Origin of the sequence: Enteroscipio rubneri, assembly GCF_963929405.1 — a bacterium.
Classification (GTDB): Bacteria; Actinomycetota; Coriobacteriia; order Coriobacteriales; family Eggerthellaceae; genus Enteroscipio; species Enteroscipio rubneri.
In genome coordinates this window covers 1,013,088-1,039,112 of sequence record NZ_CAWVIN010000003.1, presented here as the reverse complement: position 1 = coordinate 1,039,112, position 26,025 = coordinate 1,013,088, and the positions used below count along the sequence as shown (strand labels likewise).

The window sequence follows — 26,025 nt, the reverse complement described above, 5'->3', positions numbered from 1 at the left end:
CGCGCGCGACACGCCTGAAAGTCCGTGCAATCATCCCGCAATCGAAAAGAGCCGGCTGTGCGCCGGCTCTTTTCGCTTTACCTCGCCGCAGCACCGCGACGGCATCGCTTTGACGGCCGGAAAGCAGCTTAAACCGAGCCTATTCGACTTTTTTATCATTGCGCTGCTGATGGCGTGTGATCAGAGTGCGCCAGATCACGTAGACGCCCAGGACAAACGCGCCGAGATAACCCAGAAAGCCGAGCAAGGGAACCTCGAGCAACTGCGGCTGCATGTTCGTCTGGGCGATGAGGCTGGAGCCTACGAAGAGACCTGCCGAGATAAGCGCGAGCGCCACGGTGCCGCTCACCGAGTACAGTGCCGCTATGAAATCCTTCGGCATGTTGAGATCGGCTCCCACCTTCATGTGCCCGCGATCGATCATATCGAGCGTATGCGAAAGCTGGGTGGGCAGGCGCGTCGTGGCCTCGGCCGCTGCGGCCGTTGCCATGAGCATATCTTTCGTCTTGGCTATCGCATGATCGAACGTGAACGCCTGCTTCTTCACGTGATCCGAGATGATGTCCACGATGCTCGTCTTCGGGGAAATATCCACCAGCACGCCTTCGATGGTCACCGCGCCTCGGGCTAGCATCGTAAGCGACGAGGGCAGCGTGAGGTTTTGCGAACGCAGGATCTCGATGACGTCAAGCATCGCCGTCCCCACATTGATATCGGCCAGACTCACCGACGCGTACTGCGCCAAAAGCGCGCTCAGCTGGTCCAGCAGCAGACTGTGATCGACAGGACCACGCGCCTTGGCAAGCGTGAGCAACGCATCCTTCAGCGCGAACGGGTCGTTCTGCACAACCGCAAAGAACATCTTGCCCACGATAGCGCGCTCGGCATCCGACAGCTCTCCCGTCATCCCAAGGTCGATCCACACGATGTCATGGTCGCGCACGAGAATGTTGCCCGGATGCGGGTCGGCATGGAAAAACCCGTTGTCTATGAACTGCGTGACGTAATTCTCCGCCAGTCGCCGACCCAGCTCAGCGGGATCATCCCCTTGGATGCGCAGCCGGTCTACGTCGTTGATCTGCACGCCCTCGATATACTCCATGACCAGCACTTCGTCCGAGCCGTAGGCGGGATACGGAACGGGGCTCGTCACGCCCTGCTGATCGGCTATTTCGGTATGGAAGCGCTCGAGGTTGCCCGTCTCGACGCAGAAATCCAGCTCTTCGGCCGTCGTGCGCTCCAGCTCGTCCACCAGTTCGTCGATCGTGAGCATCATCTCCCCCGCCACGTGCGTCAAGCCCGCCAACGCCAGCGCATGACGAACAAGCGTCAGATCCTCGGCCATCTGCTCGACCACGAAGGGTCGACGAACCTTCACTGCCACCACGGCCCCGTCTCCGGTGGATGCCCCGGCCGCGGTCTTGGACCGTTCGGGTTCGGCGTTCGTCGGCACCGGCTCGCCCAAACCTTGGGCCAAACGGGCGCGATGCACCTGCGCCACCGACGCGGATCCGAGCGGCTCCTGTTCGATTTCGGCGAACGTCTCCCGCCACGGATGCCCAAGCGAGTTCTCAATGATTTCCACGATGGTTTCGAACGGAACAGGCGCCACATTGGCACGCAACGCCTTGAAGGCATCGGCGTACGCTTTCGGGATGATGTCGCTGCGGTTCGATGCGATCTGCCCCATCTTCACGAACGTCGGGCCGAGATCCTCGAGAATGGCCGTAGCCTTCTCCGGCGTGAGGCCCGAGTAGGCTTGATGGGTGCGCAGAATAGACTCTATCTCGCGCATGCGCTTGCCCGACGTCTTGTCGTCGAGAGTGACCTGCACCGCCTTCATGACTTCGCGGAACGTGGGCATGGGACGTCGCCTCCTTATGGACTAAATCGCCCCATCCTACCATGATGCGATTCTGCGAGACGTACCTGCAGCAAAACAGTGATCGAGTCTCAAGGGAATCTTGAACAGACGTACACGGTGGTTTCGACAGCCGCGCGCGTCCCGCGTTTTCGGACTGCCGGAATCTGTACGCGTTCTCCGCTTTCGAGCCTTCGCCGACTGCGCACTTTTCGCGCTTGCGGCCGACTTCCGGCGACCGCTCGTGTTCCGCGACATCGACGCCTTGACATCACGATGCGCGTGCTATGATGCATCGCTATGACGCAGAGCACCTCTCATACCGCCCGCCCAACATGGGTCTACAAGGCCTCGCTGTTGCTTGCGGCCGGTATATGGGGCCTGGGCACCGTCGTCATCAAGTCAACGGTCGACACGCTTTCGCCGAACTGGCTGGTCGGGATGCGTTTCATGGGCGCGGGAATCGTGCTCGCCCTCGCGCTCCTCCCCCGGCTCAAGCGCTTGCTCGACGCCGATCATCTTGCGAAGGGAACGATCCTTGGTGTATTCCTGTATTTCTCGTACTGGTGCAACACCTGGGGGCTCACCGATACCACGGCATCCAACAGCGCGTTTCTCACCACCATGTACTGTGTGATCATCCCGTTTCTGCTGTGGGTGCTCACCGGGCAGCGCCCAACCCGCTTCAACATCGCAGCCGCTCTTGTATGCGTTGCAGGCGTTGGCTGCGTGTCGCTGGCGGGATCGACCGGATTCGCCATACGGTTCGGCGATGCCGTGACGTTGCTCTCGGCGGTGTTCCTGAGCTTCCACGTCATCTGCACCTCGAAATTCGCATCCGGTCGCGATATGCTCGTGCTCACTGCGGTGCAGTTCGTGGTCGCAGGAGCGCTCGGCCTCGCTGCGGGAGCGGCATTCGAACCCATTCCCCCTTTTGCCACCTTGGGCGCGGATGCATACATAAGCATTATCTACCTCGCCGTGTTCGCGTCGTGCATCGCGCTGCTGTTGCAGAATGTAGCCGTCGCCCATGTGGACCCCGCTCCCGCATCGCTATTCCTTGCAACGGAGTCGGTATTCGGCGTTCTATTCTCCATGGTATTTTTGGGCGAGGTGCTTACCGAGCCGCTTTTCCTCGGCTTCGCGCTCATTTTCGCCGGCATCGTGATCAGCGAATACCTGCCTTTGCGCGCCGCACGACGAGAACGCGTTCGCAAGGCGAACGACGTACGTACTCCAGATGCTCCGGACCGCGCATTCGAGCAAGGCGAAGCCGAAAACCCTCTTGGCGGTCAAAAATGAAGTTCAGACTCAATTTCTGTTGACATTGCTCGCTTAGGCATCTATTATAAGTTCGCACTCAGAATTGAGTTTCGTCTTTTACCGAAAGACGCAGGACGAGGGGAGTCGCACGATGGCGGCGAGAACCTATATTCGCAGTTCGAAAACGCGACAGCACATTTACCGCGTCGCATCGAATCTGTTCCTCGAAAAGGGATACGAGGCCACGACGCTCAAAGACATCGCCGAAGCCGCCGATGTCTCCACTGGAACGCTCTACCGCTACTTCCCGTCGAAGGGCGACTTCCTTGTCGAAATCGGTCGCGCGTCGGTCGAGCATCTCACCGCATTCGCAGAAGAGCTGCCTGATGACATGCCGGTGATCGAAGCGGTGCTTGCTGTGCTCCTTGAAGACATCCGTGGTACCCAACACGTGTTTTTCTCGCCGGAGTCCGATGACGGCTCATCCCACCAGCGTTACGCCAACGACATCCGTATGGCTTACAACTGCGAGATATACGCCAGCAAAGAGCATCTTGATATCGAGCTCGCCACGCGTGCAGCCCTATCAGCCATCTACGCGGGCATCATCGAGTGCGCCAAGGAAGACGGCTCGTTACGACTTTCAGGCGACAGCGCCGTTATGGCCCAGATCATCGTTGCTATCTTTTTTCGCGAGCTCGACAAAGGCATGTACCGCTACGACTATCCCTACGAGATGAAGTTTCGCGAAAAACTTGCCATCCTGTTCGAAGGGAGGGTGCAAGCATCGAACGACGATGCGTTGTAGACGCCGATGAGGAAACCCGCCTAACCGCCGCACCCGCAAACTCATACGATCAGCGCCTCGCGAGGGCTGAGAAACGCATGCCCTCGCGTCGGGCGAACCTGCCGGCTCAACCGAGCCGTTAGGAGAGCATGTCGAACATCCCTGCGCACATCCTCGGGACGATACGCCCCCTTGAGATCGTGCGCCCGAAACGGCCCGGCTCATGCGGCAGAGCACCAGAAGGAAGGAGGAATGCGGCACGCGCATGAGCACCATCATGAACCACAACCTACCGGTAAGGAGGAGAACGACGTGAATATGAGCACGATAAACCTATCGAGACGGGGTTTCGTCAAAGGCACCGCCGCCCTGGCGGCCGCCTCGGCCGTCGCCGGATCGCTGACGTACAAACCCGTCAAGGCGTTTGCGAACACGCCCAACGCGGCGGTGCAGGGCCAGGCCGGCGAAGTGTACGGACACTGCCGCATGTGCATGCTCTGCGGCAGCTGCAGCTTCGTCGCCACCATGAAAGATGGCGTGGTCGTGAACATCGAGGGCGACCCGGACCGCGCGAACAACGCCGGCACCCTGTGCCCGCGCGGCAAGAGCGCCATCATGAATGTGTACAACCCGCACCGCATCAAAGCGCCCATGAAGCGCACCAACCCAGAAAAGGGCATGGAAGCGGATCCTGGCTGGGTGGAGATCACCTGGGACGAAGCGCTCGATACGGCGGCTGAGAAGATTCGGGAATGCTATGACACAGACATTCGCAAGCTCGTGCAGATGTACAGCTTCGCCCCTTACGAAAGCGGCCATGCGACCCTGGGCATCGGCCTGTGGGCCATGGCGCTCGGAACCCCGAATTCCAGTTCCACCAAGGGCCAGATGTGCGCTATCCACTACGGCGGCTGTTACACGCTCTCCGCGTTCCCCACGGTGAACTACGACGGCGTGTACTGCAATTACCTGGTCATTCTAGGGAAATCAGTCGGCTACGATTCCGGGCTGGCGGGCGGCGACGCGCGCACCTTCGCCAACTGCCTGCGTCGCGGCATGAAGTACGTCACCGTAGGTCCGCGCGCTTCGATGGAGGCCACGCGCGGTGAGTGGGTATCCGCCAAGCTGGGCAGCGACCTCTCGCTCGTGTACGCGTGGATGCACTGCATGCTGTACGAGATAGAGAACGGTTTCGACGAACCGTTCGTGAAGAACAGGACCAACTCGCCTTACCTGATCGACGCCAACGGAGATTACGTCCGCGGCGCCGACGGCAAGCCCCTGATCTGGGATGCATCGTCCGATTCCGCCAAGTCTCATGACGATCCGTCGCTCGCTGATCCTGCCCTCTTCGGCCAGTATGACGTGGAAGGCACGCCGTGTCAGCCCGCCTTCCAAGCCTTCAAGGAATCTCTCGAAGGGTTCACGCCGGAATGGGCCGAGGCCTACAGCACCGTGCCCGCCGACAAGATCCGCGAAATCGCCAACAACCTGGTGAAGTACGCCTCGTTCGGCTCCACGGTGGAAATCGACGGCCAAACGCTGCCGCTGCGCCCCGCCGCCGTCATCATCGGCCGCGGCATCACCAACCAGGAGGACGGCACGCTCTGCGACATCTACAGCCGCGTACTCAACATGCTGCTGGGCAACGTGGGCAACCCCGGCGGCATCATCTCGAACATGTACTGCGACTACCTGCCCAACGAGCTCGATGGCACCACCGAGCCGTATTTCGAGGCCAAAACGTGCACGAAGTTCAACTGGCCGCCGCAGGGCCTGGACTACGCCGACGTGTTCCCACACCGCCACTCCACAAACACCCTCATGATGCGCACTATGTGCGATCCCGAAAAGTACGGCTTCGACTACAAGCCGTCGGTGGTGGTGTCGTGCGGATCGAATCCCATCACGGTCACAGCCGACCCCGAGGTTGCTGAACAGGCCATGAAGAGCGTCGATTACGTCATCTACCAGGGCTGCTACCACATGGACGAGATGGCCATGCTGTCCGATTTGCTGCTGCCCGAGCACGCCTCGCTCGAAACCCACACCTGCCACCTCTTCCCCGGCAACGAGGGCTCGGCCACCAACATCGACCCCGAATTCGCGGCGTCGAACCGTGGCGTGGTGGTGCGCAAGGGTATGAAGCCGCTGTTCAACACCCTTGATGGCAACGACCAGCTCATCGAGATATTCGATCGCATGGGGCTTATCGACCTGTGGAACGAGACAGCCAACGAAAACGGCTGCATCGGCTACGCCGCCCTCACCGGCTTCGGCCAGGTGCCGCCCGCGGCCGTGCAGTTCGAGGATCCGGCGTACAAGCTGGAGCCCGGGGTGAAGTACACCGCCGAAGAGATGTTCGATCGCTGCTTGAAGAGCGCATTCGGGGCCGACAAGGGGCTCGACCACCTGGACAAGGTGAAGATGATGCCGTACAACGGCTTCTACGGAGCCGACGTGTACCCCTCGCACCGCAACCAGGATATCCGCTTCACCGTGTACTTGGAAGCGCAAAAGCGTTCAGGCGACTTCCTCATCCCTAAGCTGCGCGAAGTACAGGAAAGCGGCTTCGATTTGGAAGGCACTATCAAATTCCCCATCGACGAGTTGCGCCGCCGCTATACCGCGCTGCCCTACTGGCCGGAGAACCGCCAGATCGATTCCGCACCCGCTGAATTCGACCTCTACGGATTCAACTACCGCCAACCGTTCTACATGTTCCGCATGGCGAACATGGACCAAGATCCCATTCGCCGCGATTACTCGAGCAAGTACATGCCCGACGACAACGCCATCCTCGTCAACGCGAAGACAGCGGCCGACAAGGGCATCGTCGAGGGCGACGTCATCACTGTCGAGTCGCTGTTCGGCACGACGAAGGGCCGTGCGCACCTGACCGAGACCGTGCGCCCCGACAGCGTGGGCATCGGCGGCGCACGCGGACGTAAAACCTCGTGGATGGGCAAGGACCTGCTTGAAGACACCAGCATGAACGACCTGATGAGCGGCGACTTCGGTTATATCGATCCCATTCATGGCGGCGTCATCGACACCGTGCGCGTCAAGATCTACAAGGCTTAGGAAGGGGGAAGGACATGACTCGATACGGAATGCTCATCGACGTGAGCACCTGCGCGGGCTGCGATGCCTGCACCATGGCATGCAAGTACCAAAACGCCACGCCCTCGGGCATGTACTGGTGCAAGGTCCTGAAAGGCGAATACGGCGAGTATCCCAACTCCGGGCAAACCGTGCTGCCTATGGCCTGCCAGCATTGCCAGGACGCACCGTGCGTGAGCGCGTGCCCCACAGGTGCCAGCTTCTACGATGAGAACCGGTGCGTGCAGGTGGACTACGAGAAGTGCATCGGCTGCCGCATGTGCATCAACGCGTGCCCGTACAACGCGCGCTCCTATCACGACGTGGATCAGAAGACCACGCCCTACTACGAAGGCTACGAGATGACGCCCTACGAGGAGATGCGCGCCGCGGAGCATCCTATCGGCGTGGTGGAGAAGTGCGTCATGTGCAAGGAGCGCACCGCCCAGGGCGAAGAGCCCTCGTGCGTGAAGACGTGCATCACGAAGAGCCGCTGGTTCGGCGATTTGGACGACCCGACTTCCGAGATCAACGAGATGATCAAGAAGCTGGGCGCCAAGCCGCTCATGGAAGACCTTGGCACCGAGCCAAGCGTGTATTACGCCGGTCTGGTGTAAGGAGGCATGGTCATGGATATCAAAATGAACAAGAACGTGGTCCTCGGCGTGGGGGCGGTGTGCCTCGTACTCCTCGCCATGGGCCTGTTCGCCCTGGTACAGCAGTATTCGTTCGCCGAAGGCGTTACGAGCATCACCTCGTACGTGCCGTGGGGCCTGTACATCTCGCTGTTCCTGTTCTTCGAAGCGGCCGGCGCAGGCGCCTTGCTCCTGGCGGCCGTCGGCAAACCGGCGATGGTCTCGCGGTTGAAGCTGGCTGTGGTGGGCGTGATCTTCTCGGCGTGCGCCGGGTTGGCCATCCTGCCCGATCTGGGGCGTCCGCTGGGTATGTGGCGCTTGTTCTTCGCTCCGAACATCGCCTCGCCGTTGCTGCTGGACGTGTGGCTGCTGTCTGCCACGCTCGTGTTCGGCGTGCTGCTGATCGTGGGCCTACGCCTAGCCAAGCCCGCGCTTGCGAAGGCCGCCTCCATCGGCACGGGCGTGTTCGCCGTCCTGCTGGTGCTGGGCACCACCATCATGTTCTGCTCGATCCCCGGCAAGATCGGCTGGGAGTCCACGGCAGAGATCGGCATCTCCCTCGTGCAGATGGTGATAGCCGGATGCGCTGTCGCCCTGCTGCTGGACGCGGTCACCGGAACTGCGCGCAATGTAAGCAGTAAGCTGGCGGGCGCCCTGCTGGTTGCCAATGCAGCCATCATGCTGGGCGAGGGCATGCTGCTGGCCTACCGCGGCGACTTCGCCCTACGCGCATTCGAAGCCGTCATGTTCGGCACGTACGCTTGGATCTTCTGGACGCAGGTGGTCGCCGGCATCGTCGTACCCGCAGCGTTGCTCCTGCGAGGCAGAGGCGTACAGGTCGCGGCGGGACTCGCACTTGCAGGCGTGGCGCTGTCCAAGTTCGTGTACGTGGTGCGCGGCAGCATCTACCCCACATACGGCGAGATCAGCGAAGGCCTGTTCATCCCGTTTCTCCAGCATACGAGCGGGCCGCAGATGGTAACCGCGTACGTGCCAAGCGCTTCCGAGTTCATGGTCGCGGGTGCCGTCATCGGGCTGGCAGTGCTGCTGAGCATGGCGGCGCTGAACAGCAAGCTCGTGCCTACCGACAATCCGGCAAACGACTAGCGAACGGCAACTACAGCTATGGGCCCGCGCCGCATGCGTGCGGGCCCATTGGAAAGCGGTGATCGAATCATGAAGGCGCAACGCAACGAACAACTTCAAGCAACCATCGAGACGTATGATCTGCTGGCCTCGTTGTTCCTTACCCTTCCCGACGAAGCCCTGGTGGAAAGCATCGTGGCGGGCACCTTCGAAGAAGGCTCGGGAAGCGCGGGCATCGCCGAGATCGCACGTTTCGGACGCGCGCAAGCCAACCGTGACCTCCAGGACATCCTGATCGACATAGCCCGCGATCGCGTTCGGCTCATGCGCGGCGTGAACCAGGAGGGCATCGAGCCTCCGTACGAATCTCTGTACGTGAAGCAGCAGGCAAATGCTTCGATAGGAAGTTTGAACAGGTTCTACGCGGATTTTGGATACAGCGTGGACGAAGGCGTGAAAGACGCTCCCGATCAGCTGGGCGTCGAGCTGGCTTTCGCAAAGCTCGTTCTGGAATCCGAACTCGAAGCGGTGGAACGAGGCGACGACGCGCAGGCGGCCGAATACGAGACGCTTTACAACAGCTTCCTCAGTCAGCATCTCGGCCGTTGGGCCTCGGCGTACGCAGCCCAGATGGCCGCAGCCGCCGAAACGGGGTTCTACCGTGGCATCGCCCTCCTTATCGAGGAGCTCCTGCCCTAGGGAGTCCTCCCTCCGAAGGCGCCTGCTCCTTCCCTTTGCTCTCCCAGGCTCCGCAGCTGCATGCGGTGCGAATCAATCCGCCCGGCGCTTCCCCTTCCCTCGCGCCGGGCGGAACCGCGCCCCCGTTCTTATCGCCTCCGCCCGGTTTCAGTCCCTCCCTTATCTCCGAGCCCTTGCGTTCGCATCGTGCTCGTTTCTTTTTTGCCTCCCGCCTGTTCACAATCATGACGATTGCGTAAAGGATGCCACGGTCATGCAGGGTTTATGGCAAGATGGAACATTGCATAGGCATATGCAGGGATCACACGACGATCACGTTCGCATGGGAAGGCACACCGGTTCGCACCGCGAGCTGCATGGGCATCGAGGACCGGGGCTGCGCGCTCGACTGGGCAAGTTACGATGTGGCCCACACGGAGCCGCAAGCGTTCTGCCCGCATGCGATGAAGGAGATACCATGGGCTTTCTTTCGAGGTTCGAAGGCAAGATGGAGGATACGTTCGAAGGCGCGGCCGACCGTATGGCCAACGCGCCCATCTCGCCTGTCCAGATAGCGAAAAAGGCCGAGAAGCAGATGAAGCGCGAAAAGATGGTCGGGGCCGGCAAGCAGTTCGCGCCCACGCTCTACACGGTGCTCGTCAATCCCGATGACGACCAGCGCCTGTTCGGCTACTACCCCACCCTCGCCGGAGAGACTGAGACCTATCTGGCCGCAAAAGCTTCCGAGCAGGGCCTCGTCATGGACGGGCAGCCCCTCGTCCGGTTCATCGTCGACGATGGGCTCAAGCACGGCAAGTTCGACATCATCGCCGAAGCCGTTGCCGCGCCCATCATCGCGCAGCTGCGCGCGGAGGAAATGGAGCGCTACGGGCTGGCTGCCCCGGGAAGCCGGGCTCGTGCCGGCATGCGGCCGCAGCAGTTCGCCGGCATGCCCGCACGCGGACAAGGGGCCCCATACCAAGCGCCCGTACAGCAGCCCTACGGAGCCCCGGCTCCTGCATCGTACGGCGCGCAGGCTGTAGGCGGGTACGACGGATACGACGACTTCTCCGCCGATCCGGCTTTTCAGGCAGGGCCGGCCGACGGCGCCGGCAGCTACGATCCCTATGCGCCGTCAGAAACGGCAGCCCCGGGTGGTAAGCCGCCGTTGCCTTACGTGCCCGAGGACGAGCTCGATTACTCGGTCGATTACGGCGAGTACACCTTCGACAGCCGCGACTTCGATGAAGGGCGGGACGGCCCCGCACCCCGATCCGCACAAGCTGCCGACCCCTACTACGCAGCGCCGGCGCCTGGAGGCGCTTTTGGCGGCGTGGCCGGTGCCGCGGCAGCGGCCGGAGCTGTCGGTGCAGGCGCCGGCGCAAATATGGCTGCGCAACCCGTCGCACGCGCAGCCGATACCGTCGTCTTTGCCGGAGGGGCGCAGGGAGCCAATCCGGTGCCCGCGCAAAGCGCGGTGCGTGCACGTCTGGTGGACACCACGAATAACCGCACCTACGATCTGGCCACCGCACGCTTGCTCATGGGCCGCGAGTCGAAGAACGACATCGTCATCCCCGACCTCAATGCCAGTCGCCAGCATGCTGAGCTGCGCTTAGAGCCTCAAGGCGTCTGGGTTATCACCGACCTTGGATCGACGAACGGAACGTTCGTCAACGATCGGGAAATCACAGCGCAGCCTTTGTCCGAAGGGGACCGTATCACCATCGGCGTAACGAACTTCGTGTTCACGCAGGCCTAAGCGGAAACGGAAGGAAGCCCCGTGATCGACGTCGTGCTGCTCATCGTGCGCTTACTGTTCGTGGCACTGCTCTACCTGTTCCTGTTCGCCATCATGAAAACAGGCATCGGCCTGGTGAAAGGTCAGCGCAAGAAGGAGCGCACCTGGAACCTGTCCGTCGAGCGCGGCCCGAAAGAGCTGCGCGGCGTATCCATCGTGGTGCGCGGACCTGTGATCGTGGGCCGCAATCCCGGCGCCGACATCGTCATCGGCGCGGGCTACGTTTCCGGCCGCCACGCGCGCTTCTCGCTCATGGGGCAGAACCTGTTCGTCGAAGATCTGGGCTCTCGCAACGGCACCGCCGTGAACGGGCAGCTCGTCTCCGAACCCGTCGCCTTGAAAAACAACGATGTTGTTAATGTGGGTGACGTGGCTATCCGCGTGAGGTTCTCCTGATGGCCGGCGATCGTTCATACAAGTCCACGGCGCGCACGCGCCGCGGAGCCGTCACCACATTCGGCAGCCGAACCGACATCGGCTGCTTGCGCGATCACAATGAGGACAGCCTTATCGTCGCACCGCCGCTGTTCGTCGTCGCCGACGGCATGGGCGGCCATGCGGCCGGCGAGGTGGCATCCGAAATCGCCGTCGACGTGCTGGCCGAACGCGCTCCGAAGCATCCTGACGGCGAGCAGCTCGCCCGCGCAGTCGAGGATGCGAATCGCGCCGTCATCCAAGCGGCGCGCGAAGGACGCGGCCGCGAGGGCATGGGCACGACGATGACGGCTGCCATGCTCGAAGGCGAGCGCCTGGTTATCGCCCAAGTAGGGGATTCGCGTGCCTACCTGCTGCACCAGGGCACCTTGCAACAGCTCACGCGCGATCACAGCCTCATGGCCGACATGATCGAAGCGGGCCAGCTCACCCCTGAAGAGGCGCGGACACATCCGAACCGGTCGGTCATCACGCGTGCGCTGGGCAGCGACGAGCACCTGCACCCCGACATCTACGAGATCAATGTTGAAACGGGCGATCGACTGCTCGTCTGCTCCGACGGTCTTTCGACCATGCTGCGCGATGCGGACATAGAGCACACACTCTGCCGCATCCAGGATCCGCAGCGGTGCGCGACACAGCTCGTGAACGAAGCCATCTCGGCCGGCGGCCACGACAATGTGACCGTGATCGTAGCGGACGTGACCGGCTTTGCCGACGTGCGTCGCAAGAAGATGGCGCGCAAAACGAAAATCTCTATCGCCTTGATACTCGTGCTGCTCGCTGCGCTTGTAGCCGGAGCGGCATGGGGCACGACGGCCTACCTGAACACGGCGGCCTACCTCGCTGCAGACAACGGCAAGGTGGCCATCTACCGTGGCGTTCCCGGCGCGGTGCTCGGCATGTCGTTCTCAAGTCTGGAACGAACGACCGATGTGTCCGTCGACGATCTCCAGCCCGGCGTGGCGAACCGCCTCGAATCCGGTATCCGCGTGGACGACCTGGCTGCCGCCGAGGCCCTCGTCGCCGAATACGAAGCGGAGGCGGCCGCACGACAGCAGCCGGAAGGCGGGGCCGACGACGCGCAGGGTGCAAAGCCCAACGGCTCCGACCAGGCCGATCAGCGTTCAGGCACAGATCACACCCCAAACGCCCCAGCACAGGAGTAGTGTCATGACGCGACGCAACATAGAGCTCGTTCTTCTGTGCGTGGCTGCGCCGCTCGTGGTGCTGCTGTTCGCGATGATCGCCCTGAACCAGGGGCAATCACTCAACATGAACACGCTCGGCGTGCCGGTAGGCGTCTTCGCCGCGTTCATCATCGCCCACATTGCCGTCCGCAAGTTCGCGCCGGGAGCCGATCCGGCCATCCTGCCTTTGGTGTTCGCGTTGTCGGGAACCGGTATCGCATTCGTGACGCGCTTGGCTCCCGATCTGGCGGTTAACCAGGTCATGTGGCTATTCTTGGGCGTGGCGTGCATGGTGGTCGCGCTCGTGGCCATCCGCAACCTCGACAAGGTGGCGAACTACAAGTACACGCTCATGATCGTCGGCTTCCTGCTGCTGCTCTCGCCGCTGGTGCCGGGCATCGGCACCGAGATCAACGGCAGCCAAATCTGGTTGCGCGTCGGCACGTTCTCGTTCCAGCCGGGCGAGATCGCCAAGATCGTCATCGTGTTGTTCCTCGCAGGCTACCTTGCGCAGAACCGAGAGATGCTCTCGGTGTTCACCTGGCGCATCGGTCCGTTCCGCCTCCCCGACATCCGCACGCTGTTGCCGCTGCTGCTCATGTGGGGCGTCGCGATGCTCATCGTCGTGTTCGAGAAGGATCTTGGCAGCGCCCTCGTGTTCTTTTTCGTGTTCCTCCTCATGCTGTACGTGGCGACGGGCAAGAAGTTCTACCTTGTCATCGGCCTGGGCCTCATTGCAATCGGCGGCGTGGGCGCCTACTTTGCCTTCGATCACGTCCAGATTCGCGTGGCCACGTGGCTCGATCCGTTCGCCGATGCCCAGAACAAGGGCTACCAGCTGGTCCAGGCCATCTACTCCATGGCCGACGGAGACCTGTTTGGCACCGGGCTCGGACGCGGGCTGGCAGAACAGATCCCGGTCGTGGAAAGCGACTTCATTTTCGCGGCCATCGCCGAGGAAATCGGGCTGTTGGGCGCGGCAGGCGTGCTGTTGCTGTTCCTGTGCCTCGCCGTGCGCGGCTTCGTGACGGCGGCGCGCGCGAAAAGCGATGTCAGCTCGTTCGTCGCCGTAGGCCTGACCGCGCTGATCGTGCTGCAGGCGTTCATCATCGTGGGCGGCGTGACGCGACTCATCCCGCTGACGGGCCTCACGCTGCCCTTCATCAGCCAAGGCGGCTCATCGCTGCTGGCGAGCTTCATCGCCGTGGGCCTTTTGCTGCGCTGCGGCGACGAGGGCACAGGCGTCGATACGGAAATGTCGAGCGCTACCGGGTCGCTCCATGCAAACAGCGTGCTCGGGCGCGTGTCGCTCGGCAAGCGCCTGACGCACAGCATGCTGTTCTGCTCTGTGCTGTTCGCAGCGCTCGTGGCCAACCTCACGCTCATCATGGTAGTGCAGGCCGACTACTACCAGAACATGGCGGGCAATAACCACACCATCGCCAAGGAATCGCGCTCAGAGCGCGGCACCATCTCCACCTACGACGGCACCGTCCTCGCCCAAAGCGTTCAGGAGGAGGACGGAACTTACAAGCGCGTGTATCCCGCAGGCGACCTTGCCAGCCACGTGGTGGGCTACGCATCCTCGCGCTTCGGCACTTCGGGCATCGAGCAGGCGTACAACGACACCCTCAAGGGCCAGGAGAACTTCGCGTCGTGGACCGACGTGCTGGACTCGCTCGCCGGCACGGGCACGACCGGAAACGACGTCGCCCTTACGCTCAACTCCACGATCCAACGAGCGGCGCAGGACGCCATCGCAGGCCAGAAGGGGGCGTGCGTAGTCATGGATCCTGAGACGGGCGCCATCTTGGGCATGGCGTCTGCGCCCACCTACGACGCGGCAGACATCGAGAGCCTGCTTGAGCAGGCAGGCACCGACTCCAGCGGCGCTGATGGGGCGCTCGTGAACCGCGCAACTTCCGCGCTGTACGCGCCCGGTTCCACGTTCAAGATCGTCTCGCTCGCCACCGCGCTTGAGAACGGCACGGCCAGCGAGGACACCGTGTTCTCCTCCCCTGGTTCCATGGACATAGGCGGAGCCTCCGTGTCGAATTACGGCGACGTGGACTACGGCGATATCACACTCGCACGGGCCACGGAAGTGTCGTCGAACACGGTGTTCGGCCAGCTTGGCGTAGAAATGGGGCCAGAAGCGCTCGTGAAGGGCGCCGAGACGTTCGGCTTCGATAAAGACGTCGACTTCCCGCTTCCGCTCTACACCTCTCTCATGCCCGACCCCGACGCCATGTCGACGTGGACCACGGCGTGGGCTGCCGCCGGCGAACCCGTCGGCCAGAAGGGACCGAACGCGACCGTACTGGAGATGGCGCTCGTTGGGTCGGCAATCGCCAACGACGGCGCCATCATGCAGCCTTACCTGGTGGACGGCGTATACAACGCAAACGGCGAGCGCAGCTTCACCGCTCAGCCTTCCAAGCTGATGCAGGCCGTGAGCAAGACCACGGCCGAGCGCGTGCGCACCGTGCTCGAAGGCGTCGTGGAGAATGGCACGGGCACTGCAGCCGCTGTCTCCGGTGTGACCGTAGCTGGCAAAACGGGTACGGCGGAGAACGCAAACGGCAAAGACAACAGCTGGTTTGTGGGCATGGCGCCCTCCGAAAACAGCCGCGTCGTGGTGGCGCTCATCATCGAGAACGGCGGCTCGGGCGCAGCGGCGCAAAAAGCGCAGAATGTGTTGAAAACAGCCTTAGAAGTGCAGGGGCTTTTGTAAATACGGTATGCTGAAGACTCGTGTATCACACCGCAACGCACAGAGAGCCCAGCATGTACCCAAAAGGAGCTAAAACGTGACCGGAAGCATGATAGGCAGGGTGTTCAACAACCGCTACGAGATAACGGAGCGCATCGGCATCGGCGGCATGGCCGAGGTGTATCGGGCGCAAGACAACGTTCTGGGACGCCTGGTTGCCGTAAAGGTGATGCTTCCGCAGTACGCTGCCGATCCCAGCTTCACGCAGCGCTTCAAGCAAGAGGCGGCAGCGGCGGCGAACTTGCAGAGCCCCTACATCGTAAACGTGTACGACTGGGGCCAAGACGACGGCACGTACTACATCGTGATGGAATTCGTACGCGGCTCCGACCTGAAGACAGCCATCCTCGAGCGCGGCGCCATCAACCAGCGCAAGGTGGCCGAGATCGGCTCGCAGGTGTGCCAGGCGCTTTCCGTCGCGCACGGGCTGGATATCATCCACCGCGACATCAAACCGCAGAACATCATGGTTCAGCCGGACGGCAACGTGAAGGTGATGGACTTCGGTATCGCGCGGGCGAAGAACTCGGTCAAAACCCAGACCTCCTCGGTGCTAGGCACGGCGCATTACATCTCGCCCGAGCAGGCGCAGGGCAAGGAGCTGACGGCCGCAAGCGACATCTACTCGCTCGGCGTGGTGCTCTACGAGGCCACGACGGGCCAGCTGCCCTTTGACGGCCCCGACGCCGTGAGCGTAGCCATGAAGCAGGTGAACGATCTGCCGGTGCCGCCGCGCGAAATCAACCCCGACATCGACCCCGCGCTCGAGGCCATTATCATGCAAGCCTTGGCCAAGAACCCGGTGGAACGATTCGCCACGGCCAAGGATATGCGCCAAGTGCTCAACGACTACCTGGCCGGCCGGCCCGTCAACCTCGGCGATTTCACGAGCGCCGAGACAAGGGTCATGGGCGGCGTCGCGCCGATCGGGCCCGATAGCACCGCCGTCATGCCCGTCGCCCCCGGCGCCTCAAACACCACGTCGTCTTCGCGATCCTACCGCAGCGACGACGGATCCCAGAAGAAAAGCAACAAGAAAACGATCGCTATCGTGCTCGGCATCATCGCTGCGCTCGCCGTCATCGGAGGCATCGCCTTCGCGCTCATGAGCGGATCCCCCAGCGAAGACGCCATCCAGGTGCCCAACGTAGTGGGCATGACACGCGAAAACGCCGTTGCAGAAATCGAGGCAAAGGGCTTCGAGGTGGGAACCGTCACCGAGGAGAACAGCGACACAGTAGAATCAGGCCAGGTCATTCGACAAGACCCGAATTCCGATGTCAAACGTGAAAAGGGCACGAAGATCAACTTGACCGTATCCATCGGAGTGGCCGAGATCACCGTGCCCGACCTGAAGGACATGACGGCCGACGATGCACGCAAGGAGCTGACGGCTAACGGGCTCAAGTACTCGGCTGGGCCAGCGGAGTACTCCGACTCGGTCGACAAGGATCGTGTGGCACGGCAGGACGTCGCCCCCGGCACGAAAGTGGCGAAGGACACCACCATCACCTACTATCTCTCTCTGGGCCCCGAAGGCAATGACGTGCCGAACGTCGTGGGGCAGCGCGAGGGATCGGCAACTTCGACGCTCGAGAACGCCGGGTTCAACGTGGCCGCCGATTACGACTACAGCGATAGCGTAGCGTCAGGTCTCGTCATCAGCCAGAATCCGAGCAGCGGCAAGCATCAGGAAGGAACAACGGTCAATATCGTGGTGAGCCTGGGCAAGCAGGTGTCCACTTACAGCGTGAGCGTGAACTCCAACGGTGGAGGCAGCGTGTCGTCGAGCGCATCGACGGTGGACGAAGGCGGAAGCGTGACGATCACCATCACGCCGAACAGCGGCTACGAAGTGGCTTCCGTCAAAGGCCTGGATGGCGTTGCAGCCTCGGGCGGCACGTACACGATCAGCAACATCGGCGCGAACGTGACCGTAAACGTGACGTTCCAGCAGGTGCAGACATCGAATCCACCCACCTCTCCGCAGGAAGCGTAGGTGCTGCAGGCTTCTGACACGAAGGCCGCATAGGATCGCGCGAGGATTAATGCTACAATAACGTCCGCGCCTCCGTAGCTCAGGGGACAGAGCACCGCTCTCCTAAAGCGGGTGCCGCGCGTTCGAATCGCGCCGGGGGCACCATTGGAACTCGCAGGTCATCGGTTGGTTTCGCAGCCGGTGACCTGTTCTCTTGATGCTTCAAAAAACGTCGCAGGGGACAATCAGGGGACAACCGGAAACAACTAGGCAGTTTTCACCTTGATTATCGGCGTTTCGTCAGCCCTCTTGGCGAACAGGTTTCCCACGAGCTGCGCGGCCTTCTCGTCGTTCTCCGGTATCGCGTGAGCGTACTGGTTCAGAGTGAGAGAGGCCGTAGAGTGCCCCATGCGATTCTGCACCGTCTTCACGTCTACGCCGTTCGCCAGCAGCTGGGTAGCCTGGGTGTGGCGCAGCTCGTGGAATTTGAGATCATCGAAGCCGTGTTGCTTGCGGAACCCCACCCACCACCGCGTGAACCTGTGAAGCTCGCAGTAACCGCCCACCGCCGAGCAGCATACCGGCGTGCATCCGTCCTGCTTGATGCCGAGCTTCAACAACTCCACCGCCTGGCGCTCCTTCCATTGCCGAAGATGCGCCGCCGTGGTAGCATCGATGGCGACGGTGCGCACGCCCGCCTTGCTCTTCGGAGCTTTCACCTCGCCGTAGGACGTGAGGGATTGGCGAACCTTGATGCACGGCTGGTTCAGGTCAACGCTTCCCCAGCACAACCCGAACACCTCGCCGCGCCGCATGCCTGTGGCAAGGCCGATGCGCGCCGCCATAACGTAGCTGATCGTGTTCAGCCCCAAAAGGCTTGATCGCCCGAACAGATTGCCCCACTCGGTCTGCCGCGCCTCTTTCTCCGCCATCCACGCGTATGCGGCGCGCTCCGCCTCTTCGATGCATTCGAGCAGCCGCGCCCCTTCGTCCACGGTGAGCGAGCGGCGTTCTGGCTCGTCGGCCTTCGGGGCTTTCACGCGGTCGCACGGGTTGCGCAAGATTAGATCGTAGTCTACCGCCTTGCGCAGTATCTGCTTCAAAAGGGCGTGGTACATGTGAAGCGTAGTCCCACTGCACGAGCCTCGTTCTGCCGTCTTGTCGCGCTTGATGGACGCATACAGAGATTCGACGGTCCGCGGCGTCAAATCGCGCAAGCGGACAGTGCCGATATAGCTTGACAGCGTGCTAATGAGCGTTCCTTCGCGTTCAAGGCGCGTGCGCACCACTTCGCCCGCATCCACGCGAGCGGAATGCCACGTGTCGGCGAACTCTCCGAACGTCATCTTGTCCGCATCGACCGACAAGCCGTTTTCATGCTCTCTGCGTATCCGGTCGCGCTCCTTCCGAGCCTCCGCCTTGGTGCCGTGTACATTGCGCTGCACCTTGATCCGCTTCCCCGTCACGGGATCGGTGCCGAAAGACACGCACACGCGCCACACGCCGCGCCGCACCTCCGTTATGCTTCCGTCTCCTTTTGCCATGGTGTTACCTCCTTCCTGTGATCCGCGCTTGCTTGGCTATACCCAACGCGCCCGGGTCAGCGGGCGGGATTAGCTAGTGCGTTTTATCACATTGGATGAACTTGGTTTGCTGGCTTTCTTTTTTTCTTGCTTTAACTGGTATGCGGGGCTTTTTCTGTACTTTCTCTGCGTATATCGATTTTTGCATTTATCACAGCAAAACAAGCTCGTGTTTCGAGGCGAGCCGTTCCTGTTGGTTGACCGCTTCCTGACGAAAACCTCGCCACACTCGGAGCATACGGAATACCCTTCGCCATGCAGAGAGAACTCCCATATCTGCAAAGCCACGGCCTGCTCAAAGCACCCGCGCTTATATTCAAGTATCAAGTCATCGAATGACGGCTTCCCGCAAGTGCCGTCCGGCATGTCTATCACTATTCCTATCTGGGGAGAAATCCCTCTCATGAGCCAGTTCAGGTATTCATCATCCTCCTGTATCTCATCGTAAAGACCATCGACGCTGATGTCCGCAAGCTTGGCTATTGTCTCAGGATCGTCACTCTGCATAATTGCCTTTACTGTTTTCGCACTGCTCAGCAAAGACCAAACAGTTGTTGCCGCCTCTGCGGCAGACACGACACTAAGCACCTTGTGATCTTTTGCCACACATGCAATTCCTTCCTGAAGTTCCGAATAGCGTGTCTCAATTTCTTGCCGAGAGATAAAGTAATCAGAAGGGTTTTTCGGAAGTAACGCTAGGAAATCCATATCCGCCTCAAACCTCAGAACTTGGCTGCGATCGGAAATGTCGAGTTTCAGGAGAGACGAAGAAAATAATTCTCTGTTTTTCTCAAAACATCCAACAAGTCCATACTCGGACATGAAAGAGGCGAATTCTTCGCCATTCAAAACGTTAAGCCGTTTCAATTCGTGATTAAAAATTTCACACGGAAGCTCTCGCATAAGCCTACTATGACCGTCCACTTCGCAATAAGCGATTGGCTCGCCGTCGCTTCTCAATATGGGAATTACGTCTCGGACATACCACGGCAGCGGTTTGAAAACCTCGTGAATACTAAAGACTCTTTTTATCTTGTACTCATTCACTTGTAGATACTCCGTAATCTCTAAAGTAATAACCTCTAATTTTTCTATTATAGAGTATTTTACAACGCTATTATACAAAGTGCAATGAACAACAAATAAGCTTGGAGGTGGTCATTATGATCGAAATGCAGCAAAAACGAATCATGCTTGGATGGAGCAAACGCGAACTCGCAAGAAGGTCTGGCATCGACGCTTCTTTAATCTCTTATGCAGAAAATAGAGGGTTTCAACTTTACCCGGGTCAACTGGCTAAAGTCGCAAACGCTTTCGGCATGGACAAAGCGGAAATGAGCTCATTACTGAAGGAGGTGTCCCAGGATGGCCTTACCGATATCTAGCGCAGATTGCGGCAAATGCCGCATGGTGTACCTCTCCGAGAAACCGCCCGCCGATACGCCGGAAATGCTCGCGGGAGAACCGGAGCTGCTGAGCGTGCAGGATATGCACCGCCTCACCGGTGTGTCGGAGCAGACCATCCGCGCGGAGATAAACGCGGGGCGTCTGCCGGGGTGCCGCATAGGACGCCGCCTATTCGTGCCGAAGTTCAAGCTGATCGAGTACGCGAATGGGAGCGGTGTCGATGGGACGGCGTAGAACTGCGGTTTACGTGTTCGGCACCGGCGAACCGATCATGTCCGACTGCCCCGGCAAGCGCAACCGCACTCGCGTAGAGAACAAGCGGAAGCGCCCGCATTTGCCCCTCAGCGACCAAACCGAAGGCGAAGCGAGCGCGAACAGCAGCACTGAAGCCGCTGCGCCCATTCTACCACCGAGGCGCGGAAGGCGGTGACGCGGCATGCTCGCAGACGAAGCGATGTCCTTCGGCAACGCTAGGATGTGCATAACAGACTTTCCCGAAGCCGCGCACTTCGTCGCGCTTTGCCGCTCCCCATACGGCGGGATGCGGTGATGTGAAGCATGGAAGAGCAATACGGGAAGATGCGCGGTTCGACCATGCGCATAATCATGGACGCCGCGATACGCGAGCGCACGAGCCTTTGGGCCGTTCTCCTTCCTCGCGTTGTCCCCCAATTCAAGGACGGCGATATGCTGAAACGCGTTGAAGCCGGATGGCTGGCCGACTGGCTAGCAAGCAAGGGACGCGATGACTTGGAGCTTGGGGACGTGCAAACCGTGCAGATTCCGCGCGACTGGGCCGCCGAAAAGCTGGGAGGGCATGCTGAGAACGCCTCGCGGGCATTGCGCGCCCTTCAAGAAGTCGGAATCCTCACACTAGTTCACAAGGGGATCAAGGGCCATGCGTCGCTCTACTGCGTGAACCCGCTTCCAGCCGTCAGAGGCCCTAACCTCACGTATGACACGGGAATGTGTGAGGGCAAATACCCTCACACTTCGCAGGGATACCCTCACACTTCGAGCAAGATACCCTTACACCAAGATTTTATGACCTGGGGATATACGACGTAATCATAGATAACCAGAGGCAGGAACCAGTAAACCTTGGCAGTGAAGGGGGATTGTTGAGATGCAAGCAAGTTTTCCATTGCAGTAAGAAGGGACGGCCATGCGCGAGCAGCCCGAGAATTCCAGCAACCGGCGCGACCGCGTGCGCCGGGCGTACAACCTCCACTTAGTGGACGGCTTCGACGTGGGGCCGTCCGGTATGCCGCAGCTCGACCCCGTGGAGGTCGCGCCCGAACGCCTGCGCGCGTTCACGTCGTGCCCGAGGTGCACAGACCCCAAGGCGGGCGTGCACTTCTTCCTGGACGATTACCGGTTCGAGGGGACGTGGAGCGACCCTGTGCGCTACGTGCCCATGCTCTCGCGCTTCGCCTGCGCGCTCACGCCCGACTTCTCGTGCTACCTCGACATGCCCGAGCCGATGCAGCGATGGAACGTCTACCGGGGCCGGGCCGTGGGGCGCATGTGGCAGGATGCGGGGCTGCGGGTGGTGCCCACCCTCACATGGGGCGAGCCTAACACCTACGCGTTCGCCTTCGAGGGCGTCCCGCAAGGCTCTGCGGTGGCGCTCTCGACGGTGGGGCTTATGGATTGCGCGGAAGGTATCGAGCTGTTCAAGAACGGGGCCGCAGAGGCGGCGAGAAGGCTCAGGCCGTCGGCGGTGCTGGCCTACGGAAGGCGGTGCGACTTCGACGCGGGAGGTGCGCGGGTGGTGTGGTACGAAAGCGACATGCAGGCGAGATTCGAGCAATTGAGGAAAACGAAGCAAAGAGAAACCAAAGAAGAAAGGTAGGATCATGGGCAGAGGAAGCAGCTCAGGCAAGGTGAGCGACTATTACAAGAAGAAGGGCCAAGCGACCCATGGCGAAGGGGCCAAGAGGCGCAAACTCTCAAAGCAGGGAGCGGACGGCCGCAAAGAGAGCAAGCGCAGGGCAAAGGAGACGAATCCGGCGAACGGTTAGGAAAAAACGCACTGCCGACTGCGTTAAGGTTTAGCCAAGATCGGCACTTCTCGCTCGAAGCGGATTCACTGCGTCCATCTGCGCATAAAGGAACCAACCGAAGGCGGCCTTATGCAAGGTTTTCACAAGGTGCGCAAGGGATGGGGGGTCTTTTGCGGGAGTCGCGAAGCCCCCCTTCGGCGCCAGGGCCGATTTCCCCCCGCCGGTTTGCTTTCATGAGGGGCGTATCCCTGCGTTCCCCTCCTTGCACCGTTCGAGCCGGTTCCTCTCACCCCGTTTCGCGCACGGCGTCGAACGCAAGGCCGATTGCCGCTGTGGAAAAGGCGCTCCTCTGAACCGGCCCTACGACGCAGGGAGGGCCGAAGGCCGAGGGGGCGGGGCCACCCCCCCCCGGTGCCTCGAGGCGACCCCGGCGGCATAGCGCCCATCCCCCCGCCGAGAGTTTTTTCCGGAAGGCGTTTCGATGCGTGGCATCATGGCTCCCGAAGGCGTACTTGCCACCTGGGTCAATCGCCGGGGCGGAGCGGGCGCCTTCTTCCGTTTGAACGCCCGCGCCTTAAAGGCGAAGCGCCCCGCCGCCTTTTACGCGGAAGGGCGCTGCCGGTGCGCGCAAGGTCTGGCATCTATGCTGGCCGTCCGCGAAGCAGGCGGCGTCACGCGGCCTGACACCTACTTCCTCGGCCCCAGCGCCTTCTCAGCCTCACGCCGCAGGTTCTCCGCCTGCTCGCTAGCGTCCTCCGCTGCCAAGAGCAGCACGGAAAGCGCGCCTTTGATGAAGTCCATAGGGTCGGTGATGCTCGTCTGCGCGGCAACGCTTGCGCACTCCACGGCTTGCGACAGGTTCCGCGCGGCGTCCGTCATGTCCACCAGCCCGTCAACCACCCACAGGGGCACGCTCCCGCGTTTCTTGCCCTTCATACCGCTCATGCCGCCTCCTTCTCCAACACCAGGCGCACCGGCTCCAGGACGTCCAGGTATGCGTCACGTGCGGCCTTCTGGAGGATTTGCGTGCCCTCCCCCTCCGCTCGCATGCGCCCGCACGCTCCCGGCACGTCGTGCGCCGCGCCCTCGATGCGGGCCAGCTTCGCTCTCTTAAGCTCTCCCATGGTAGAATCCTCCTTACCGGCCCTTGCGGGCCGCTCAGTGGGGCGCCCCTTCGGCTTGGTAGGCTGTGGAGGGGCGTCCCTTCCTATTGCCGCCGTGCTTGCGGCTTGATACAATCGACGGGACGGCTTGACCTCCTTTCAGATCGGCCGCCAGTCATTGCATGAGTGCACTAGCCGCTAATCTTTCCAGGGTCGGCGGCTAGTGGCTTGTTACGAGCAAAATCACAGCTAGTACGATGAGCAACGCTAGGAATCTCGTGACCTGCTTCATTTCCACCACCTCCCAACAGTTTCCCATTGAGAGCCGTCCCGCCTGGGCTCGGGTTTGATACTTTCCCTTGCCGCGATGTAAATATTAGGCGATTGCCTAAGTCTATACAATAGCCAATTGCCTAATACACAACTTGCCCATAAACGATTGTCTAACCTTATGCAATTAGCTATACTGCGCGAAAAGAACGCTTATAGAATGGAGCTTCGGAATGAAAGCTATTGATGCCGTGAAAAGCGCAGCAGCAAGTGCTGGCGTACCCACAACCCATATAGGGCGCGCCATGGGGAAGCGGGACAACTACGTGTCAGCCGTTGCCTCCCGAGGCTCGACGCCGCAAGCCGACACCCTGGCCGCGATGCTCGACGTGTGCGGCTATTCGCTGGCCGCTATCCCGCACACCGACCTGCCGGAAAGCGCCCTCGTGATCGACCCGCCGGCTTGTTCCGCTAGCGGCTTGAAAGAGAGCGAGTAATGGACGAATTGAATACTGTGCTTGCCTTTGCAAAGACGTTAGTGAATGCCGGAGCGTTGAAGCCTGACCAAATCAATACTCTGATGGACTTACAAGCTAAGCTTTACGATCTAATGTTTGAAAACAAGGACTTGAAAGAAGAAGTGAGAATTCTAAAGGAGCAGTTAGCGGAGCGAGCAAAAGTGACGAACAGAAACGGTATGCTATACGCCGTGGACGATGACGGAAACGAATACGGCCCTATCTGCCCACGCTGCCATAAAAGCGACGGCATCACGGTAATCCTATTTGATCATGGCGGAATGCAACCGTTCTTCTGCAATACATGCAAGAATTATTTCGACAAGCAACACCCGACAGAAGAATAGCGGACATGAAGTCCGAACGGGTCTGAGCTATTTTGAGCAGCTATTTTGCTTCAAACGGTTCAGTGCGTCGGAAGCGCCATCGGGCGCGAGAAAGATGCTACAGCCCATATCCGTATAGTTACGCGGCTTGCCAGCGAACAGGAAGTCTCCCGAACCATAAAACGGCTCGACCGCCGCGCGTATTAGCCCTGGGACTTCGGCGTTCGGCTGTTGACTTTTGTTGAACTTGGGAATCCCGTGAAATGTCGCAGCGGGGCGCAGGGATACCCTGCACCATCGATGCGGATGTGGTACAATTCGAAGCGAACGGTGCCCCGCACACCCGGGCAGCACTTGTTCCTTACTTAAGCCGGTTTACTCTTGCAGGGGTTACCGGCTTTTTCACGCACAAGGCCGTTCGTCACTCCCTTCTGGCCAAACTCACGATTCCGATTACCACCGTAAGAAGCGCGCATACCGCAATGATCGTTTGGGTGTCCATAGGCTTCTCCGATCTCTCGAAGCTGCCACGGGCGACGAAGCACCGAACCCATTATAGCGCGCCAGCCGCATACGGGGCATCGCGGAAGCAGCAAGCGCGTCTGCAATGCGTAGACGCGGCCGGCAGGATGAAAGCATTCCCCTACGGCCCGAGCGCCCCGACCTGACCGACGGGCGCGCAGGTCGACGCGTTGTCCCCCAGGGGACAATCAGGGGACAACGCGCATCAAACTATCTGGTTTTACCTATCGTTACCTATAGCCATAGCAAGCGTAAATCACTCTAAAAATACCTTATGACCTGGTAAAACGTCATTCTCCTAAAGCGGGTGCCGCGCGTTCGAATCGCGCCGGGGGCACCATTGATTATCGCAGGTCATCGGTTGGTTTTTGCAGCCGATGACCTGTTTTCTTTTCCAGTCGTTGCGACCCGAAGTGCTCCTTTCGTGCTCCGGTCGGTTACGCAATCGCTCACCCGAGCTTGAAAACAGCTTGATCACGCCGTTCAGGGTTGCCCCGGCTTGCTTGTTTCCAACATCGTTCGCCTTCCTCTCCGCGTCGGCGATGGACCCACCACAGTCAGCAACGTACCCCAGCGTAGCGGGAAAACGCCTCGGCCCCAACGACAAGGGAAAAGCTGTCACACGATCGGAATAGATCCACTGCTTTTTTAGACAGCAATAAAAGCAGCCCCCCCCCCGGTTTCTTCCCGGCTTGAGCGAG

At 60.7% G+C, this 26,025-nt stretch carries 23 protein-coding genes and 1 tRNA gene; 19 read left to right on the top strand and 5 right to left on the bottom strand.

Translation table 11 applies throughout. The annotated features are described in order from the left end of the window. Positions 1–139 precede the first annotated feature (139 nt). The gene (locus ABGT83_RS11325) at positions 140–1,864 is read right to left on the bottom strand and encodes an ABC1 kinase family protein (protein ID WP_346687642.1); all 1,725 of its coding nucleotides are present in this window, start codon (positions 1,862–1,864) and stop codon (positions 140–142) included. Between the two features lie 297 nt (positions 1,865–2,161). Here ABGT83_RS11325 and ABGT83_RS11320 point away from each other — a divergent pair, with 297 nt between their 5' ends. The 12 genes from ABGT83_RS11320 to ABGT83_RS11265 all read left to right on the top strand — a co-directional run bounded on the left by ABGT83_RS11320 (position 2,162) and on the right by ABGT83_RS11265 (position 17,754). Next, complete coding sequence (locus ABGT83_RS11320) at positions 2,162–3,163, top strand: DMT family transporter (protein ID WP_346687640.1); 1,002 nt, start codon at positions 2,162–2,164, stop codon at positions 3,161–3,163. Between the two features lie 112 nt (positions 3,164–3,275). Then, positions 3,276–3,932: a TetR/AcrR family transcriptional regulator gene (locus ABGT83_RS11315; RefSeq protein WP_346687638.1), complete on the top strand. Its 657-nt coding sequence runs from the start codon at positions 3,276–3,278 to the stop codon at positions 3,930–3,932. Positions 3,933–4,229: 297 nt separating this feature from the next. Next, positions 4,230–6,995: a molybdopterin-dependent oxidoreductase gene (locus tag ABGT83_RS11310; protein WP_239926433.1), complete on the top strand. Its 2,766-nt coding sequence runs from the start codon at positions 4,230–4,232 to the stop codon at positions 6,993–6,995. A gap of 14 nt (positions 6,996–7,009) precedes the next feature. Beyond that, positions 7,010–7,630, top strand: coding sequence for a 4Fe-4S dicluster domain-containing protein (locus ABGT83_RS11305; protein ID WP_103264939.1), 621 nt, complete (start codon positions 7,010–7,012; stop codon positions 7,628–7,630). Between the two features lie 12 nt (positions 7,631–7,642). Next, entirely contained in the window at positions 7,643–8,755 is a 1,113-nt protein-coding gene (gene nrfD, locus ABGT83_RS11300; protein ID WP_346687636.1) for an NrfD/PsrC family molybdoenzyme membrane anchor subunit, read from the top strand. A gap of 69 nt (positions 8,756–8,824) precedes the next feature. After that, the gene (locus ABGT83_RS11295) at positions 8,825–9,433 is read left to right on the top strand and encodes a TorD/DmsD family molecular chaperone (protein ID WP_157938936.1); all 609 of its coding nucleotides are present in this window, start codon (positions 8,825–8,827) and stop codon (positions 9,431–9,433) included. A 457-nt stretch (positions 9,434–9,890) separates the two neighbouring features. Further along, positions 9,891–11,174 carry a DUF3662 and FHA domain-containing protein gene (locus ABGT83_RS11290; protein WP_346687633.1) on the top strand — a complete coding sequence of 428 codons (1,284 nt, stop codon included), beginning with the start codon at positions 9,891–9,893 and terminating at the stop codon, positions 11,172–11,174. Positions 11,175–11,195: 21 nt separating this feature from the next. Continuing rightward, the gene (locus ABGT83_RS11285; RefSeq protein ID WP_103264935.1) at positions 11,196–11,609 is read left to right on the top strand and encodes an FHA domain-containing protein; all 414 of its coding nucleotides are present in this window, start codon (positions 11,196–11,198) and stop codon (positions 11,607–11,609) included. Beyond that, positions 11,609–12,817 (top strand): Stp1/IreP family PP2C-type Ser/Thr phosphatase, encoded by a 1,209-nt coding sequence (locus ABGT83_RS11280; protein WP_346687631.1) that lies wholly within the window; start codon positions 11,609–11,611, stop codon positions 12,815–12,817. Before ABGT83_RS11285 ends, ABGT83_RS11280 begins: the two co-directional genes overlap by 1 nt. A gap of 4 nt (positions 12,818–12,821) precedes the next feature. Then, positions 12,822–15,572, top strand: coding sequence for an FtsW/RodA/SpoVE family cell cycle protein (locus ABGT83_RS11275; protein WP_346687629.1), 2,751 nt, complete (start codon positions 12,822–12,824; stop codon positions 15,570–15,572). Positions 15,573–15,660: 88 nt separating this feature from the next. Further along, positions 15,661–17,610 (top strand): Stk1 family PASTA domain-containing Ser/Thr kinase, encoded by a 1,950-nt coding sequence (gene pknB / locus ABGT83_RS11270; protein ID WP_346688034.1) that lies wholly within the window; start codon positions 15,661–15,663, stop codon positions 17,608–17,610. A gap of 68 nt (positions 17,611–17,678) precedes the next feature. Next, a tRNA-Arg gene (locus ABGT83_RS11265) sits at positions 17,679–17,754 on the top strand. A gap of 101 nt (positions 17,755–17,855) precedes the next feature. On the opposite strand, the gene ABGT83_RS11260 is transcribed toward ABGT83_RS11265, so the two are convergent. Together ABGT83_RS11260 and ABGT83_RS11255 are read right to left on the bottom strand one after the other, a co-directional pair. Beyond that, a complete protein-coding gene (locus ABGT83_RS11260) occupies positions 17,856–19,133 on the bottom strand; it encodes a tyrosine-type recombinase/integrase (RefSeq protein WP_346687628.1) in 1,278 nt (425 codons plus the stop codon). 69 nt (positions 19,134–19,202) lie between these two features. Beyond that, entirely contained in the window at positions 19,203–20,219 is a 1,017-nt protein-coding gene (locus ABGT83_RS11255) for a hypothetical protein (RefSeq protein ID WP_346687626.1), read from the bottom strand. A gap of 116 nt (positions 20,220–20,335) precedes the next feature. Here ABGT83_RS11255 and ABGT83_RS11250 point away from each other — a divergent pair, with 116 nt between their 5' ends. From ABGT83_RS11250 to ABGT83_RS11230, 5 genes are all read left to right on the top strand, one after another. After that, positions 20,336–20,557: a helix-turn-helix domain-containing protein gene (locus tag ABGT83_RS11250; RefSeq protein ID WP_129588479.1), complete on the top strand. Its 222-nt coding sequence runs from the start codon at positions 20,336–20,338 to the stop codon at positions 20,555–20,557. After that, positions 20,538–20,813 (top strand): helix-turn-helix domain-containing protein, encoded by a 276-nt coding sequence (locus ABGT83_RS11245; protein ID WP_346687623.1) that lies wholly within the window; start codon positions 20,538–20,540, stop codon positions 20,811–20,813. Before ABGT83_RS11250 ends, ABGT83_RS11245 begins: the two co-directional genes overlap by 20 nt. Before the next feature lie 324 nt (positions 20,814–21,137). After that, positions 21,138–21,647 (top strand): hypothetical protein, encoded by a 510-nt coding sequence (locus ABGT83_RS11240; protein ID WP_346687621.1) that lies wholly within the window; start codon positions 21,138–21,140, stop codon positions 21,645–21,647. A gap of 97 nt (positions 21,648–21,744) precedes the next feature. Then, complete coding sequence (locus tag ABGT83_RS11235; protein WP_346687619.1) at positions 21,745–22,434, top strand: DUF4417 domain-containing protein; 690 nt, start codon at positions 21,745–21,747, stop codon at positions 22,432–22,434. A gap of 4 nt (positions 22,435–22,438) precedes the next feature. After that, on the top strand, positions 22,439–22,603 hold the full coding sequence (locus ABGT83_RS11230) for a hypothetical protein (protein WP_346687618.1): 165 nt from the start codon (positions 22,439–22,441) through the stop codon (positions 22,601–22,603). Between the two features lie 669 nt (positions 22,604–23,272). On the opposite strand, the gene ABGT83_RS11225 is transcribed toward ABGT83_RS11230, so the two are convergent. Continuing rightward, positions 23,273–23,530, bottom strand: a complete 258-nt coding sequence (locus tag ABGT83_RS11225; protein ID WP_346687616.1) for a hypothetical protein — start codon at positions 23,528–23,530, stop codon at positions 23,273–23,275. After that, positions 23,527–23,709, bottom strand: coding sequence for a hypothetical protein (locus tag ABGT83_RS11220; RefSeq protein ID WP_346687614.1), 183 nt, complete (start codon positions 23,707–23,709; stop codon positions 23,527–23,529). Before ABGT83_RS11220 ends, ABGT83_RS11225 begins: the two co-directional genes overlap by 4 nt. A gap of 482 nt (positions 23,710–24,191) precedes the next feature. Between ABGT83_RS11220 and ABGT83_RS11215 the strand changes: the two genes are divergently transcribed. Beyond that, complete coding sequence (locus ABGT83_RS11215; protein ID WP_346687612.1) at positions 24,192–24,455, top strand: hypothetical protein; 264 nt, start codon at positions 24,192–24,194, stop codon at positions 24,453–24,455. Further along, positions 24,455–24,823 (top strand): hypothetical protein, encoded by a 369-nt coding sequence (locus ABGT83_RS11210; protein WP_346687610.1) that lies wholly within the window; start codon positions 24,455–24,457, stop codon positions 24,821–24,823. The genes ABGT83_RS11215 and ABGT83_RS11210 overlap by 1 nt, the downstream gene beginning before the upstream one ends. Positions 24,824–26,025 lie beyond the last annotated feature (1,202 nt).

Excerpts from the sequence above, each read along its gene's own strand:
- ABGT83_RS11325 (WP_346687642.1), bottom strand. The coding sequence starts at position 1,864 with ATGCCCACGTTCCGCGAAGTCATGAAGGCGGTGCAGGTCACTCTCGAC.
- ABGT83_RS11320 (WP_346687640.1), top strand. The coding sequence starts at position 2,162 with ATGACGCAGAGCACCTCTCATACCGCCCGCCCAACATGGGTCTACAAG.
- ABGT83_RS11315 (WP_346687638.1), top strand. The coding sequence starts at position 3,276 with ATGGCGGCGAGAACCTATATTCGCAGTTCGAAAACGCGACAGCACATT.
- ABGT83_RS11310 (WP_239926433.1), top strand. The coding sequence starts at position 4,230 with ATGAGCACGATAAACCTATCGAGACGGGGTTTCGTCAAAGGCACCGCC.
- ABGT83_RS11305 (WP_103264939.1), top strand. The coding sequence starts at position 7,010 with ATGACTCGATACGGAATGCTCATCGACGTGAGCACCTGCGCGGGCTGC.
- nrfD (WP_346687636.1), top strand. The coding sequence starts at position 7,643 with ATGGATATCAAAATGAACAAGAACGTGGTCCTCGGCGTGGGGGCGGTG.
- ABGT83_RS11295 (WP_157938936.1), top strand. The coding sequence starts at position 8,825 with ATGAAGGCGCAACGCAACGAACAACTTCAAGCAACCATCGAGACGTAT.
- ABGT83_RS11290 (WP_346687633.1), top strand. The coding sequence starts at position 9,891 with ATGGGCTTTCTTTCGAGGTTCGAAGGCAAGATGGAGGATACGTTCGAA.
- ABGT83_RS11280 (WP_346687631.1), top strand. The coding sequence starts at position 11,609 with ATGGCCGGCGATCGTTCATACAAGTCCACGGCGCGCACGCGCCGCGGA.
- ABGT83_RS11275 (WP_346687629.1), top strand. The coding sequence starts at position 12,822 with ATGACGCGACGCAACATAGAGCTCGTTCTTCTGTGCGTGGCTGCGCCG.
- pknB (WP_346688034.1), top strand. The coding sequence starts at position 15,661 with ATGATAGGCAGGGTGTTCAACAACCGCTACGAGATAACGGAGCGCATC.
- ABGT83_RS11260 (WP_346687628.1), bottom strand. The coding sequence starts at position 19,133 with ATGGCAAAAGGAGACGGAAGCATAACGGAGGTGCGGCGCGGCGTGTGG.
- ABGT83_RS11250 (WP_129588479.1), top strand. The coding sequence starts at position 20,336 with ATGATCGAAATGCAGCAAAAACGAATCATGCTTGGATGGAGCAAACGC.
- ABGT83_RS11245 (WP_346687623.1), top strand. The coding sequence starts at position 20,538 with ATGGCCTTACCGATATCTAGCGCAGATTGCGGCAAATGCCGCATGGTG.
- ABGT83_RS11240 (WP_346687621.1), top strand. The coding sequence starts at position 21,138 with ATGGAAGAGCAATACGGGAAGATGCGCGGTTCGACCATGCGCATAATC.
- ABGT83_RS11235 (WP_346687619.1), top strand. The coding sequence starts at position 21,745 with ATGCGCGAGCAGCCCGAGAATTCCAGCAACCGGCGCGACCGCGTGCGC.
- ABGT83_RS11230 (WP_346687618.1), top strand. The coding sequence starts at position 22,439 with ATGGGCAGAGGAAGCAGCTCAGGCAAGGTGAGCGACTATTACAAGAAG.
- ABGT83_RS11225 (WP_346687616.1), bottom strand. The coding sequence starts at position 23,530 with ATGAGCGGTATGAAGGGCAAGAAACGCGGGAGCGTGCCCCTGTGGGTG.
- ABGT83_RS11220 (WP_346687614.1), bottom strand. The coding sequence starts at position 23,709 with ATGGGAGAGCTTAAGAGAGCGAAGCTGGCCCGCATCGAGGGCGCGGCG.
- ABGT83_RS11215 (WP_346687612.1), top strand. The coding sequence starts at position 24,192 with ATGAAAGCTATTGATGCCGTGAAAAGCGCAGCAGCAAGTGCTGGCGTA.
- ABGT83_RS11210 (WP_346687610.1), top strand. The coding sequence starts at position 24,455 with ATGGACGAATTGAATACTGTGCTTGCCTTTGCAAAGACGTTAGTGAAT.